The 1,315-nt window shown below is 65.9% G+C and carries 2 protein-coding genes; both read right to left on the bottom strand.

What is annotated here, in order from left to right; all coding sequences use genetic code 11:
• Positions 1–549, bottom strand: a 549-nt coding sequence (locus AC1D00_RS41445; protein WP_477014683.1) for an NAD(P)/FAD-dependent oxidoreductase, incomplete at its 3' end; no start/stop codon positions are given.
• Between the two features lie 8 nt (positions 550–557).
• A partial coding sequence (locus AC1D00_RS41440; RefSeq protein WP_477014682.1) for an ABC transporter permease occupies positions 558–1,315 on the bottom strand: 758 nt, incomplete at its 5' end.

Genomic DNA, 1,315 nt, shown 5'->3' with positions numbered 1-1,315 from the left:
AACCGGTTGCTCCGGAAGATAATCGATGCCGAACGCCCTGAAGCCGGTGTGGAAGGCGCGGAACGTGCGCAGCGAATTGACGTGGCCGTCGAGCGGGCAATAGCTGCCGCCGGAAACTTCCGGCCCGATCAGTGGCAGCGCCTTCTTCACTTCGGACGCCGGCAGCATCTCCATCTTGTAGTCGGCGGCGCCGACCTGGTTGTGCATGCGCTTGACCAGTTCGGCGCGCTGGCCGAACTCATCCTCACCGAGCGTGAGGTGAAAGCCGCCGTTCTGCTGGAGCGAGACATCGAGGCCGGTCTGTTGCTTCAGCTCGGAGGCAAGCCGGCCCCATGCCTGCGACGCCTGCACGGTCCACACCGTATAGGCCGGCATGCCCAGGCCCTTGCTCTGCACCCAGACCAGCGCGAAATTCGCGCGTGAGGCGCGCTTGGTGATGTCGCCTTCGTCGAGCACTGCGACCTTCTTGCCGAGCCGGCCGAGGCCCCAGGCAATGGCGGAGCCGAGCAACCCGCCGCCGACGACGGCGACGTCGTATTCTCCTGACATGAGTTCTCCTATCGTCCCGTATCGCCCTTGCCGGCGAGCACACGGTCGAGCCCGTAGAAGCGGTCGAGCAGAATGAGGGCGGTCATGGTGATCGCGATCACGCAGGCCGAGACCGACGTCACCAGCGGATCGATGTTGTCCTGGATATAAAGGAACATGCGCACCGGCAACGTTTCGGTGCCGGGCGCCGCGAGGAAGACGGTCATGGTCAGATCGTCGAAGGACTGGATGAAGGCGAGCGCCCAGCCACTGATGACGCCGGGCAGGATCAGCGGCAAGGTCACGCGCCGGAACAGCGTCCAGCCACCGGCGCCGAGCGAGACCGCCGCCATCTCGACCGAGAGGTCCATGCCGGTCGCGGCCGCCAGCGTCAGCCGCAGCGCGAACGGAAACACGATGATGACATGCGCGATGATCAGCGCCGCAAAGCTGCCGCCGAGGCCCGCGGAGGTAAAGAAGCGCAGGAAGGCGATGCCGAGCACGACATGCGGGATCATCAGCGGCGACAGGAAGAGGGCTGCGAGCGCGTCACGGCCGCGGAAGCGATAGCGCGCGATCGCGAGCGCCGCGGGCACCGCGAACAACAGCGCCACCAAGGACGACAGCGCGCCGAGCCCGAGGCTGACCCAGAAGGCGTGGATGAATTCGGGATAGTTCGCGATGGTCCTGAACCAGCGCAGCGAGAAGCCGTTGGTCGGCAGCGACAGGAAGCCTTCCGGCGTGAAGGCGACGAGGCAGACCACCAGGATCGGCGCCACCATGACGA

This window comes from Bradyrhizobium sp. P2_E8 (genome assembly GCF_056403875.1).
Note: the sequence above shows the minus strand (reverse complement) of the source record. Positions and strands in the feature narration are given on the sequence as shown.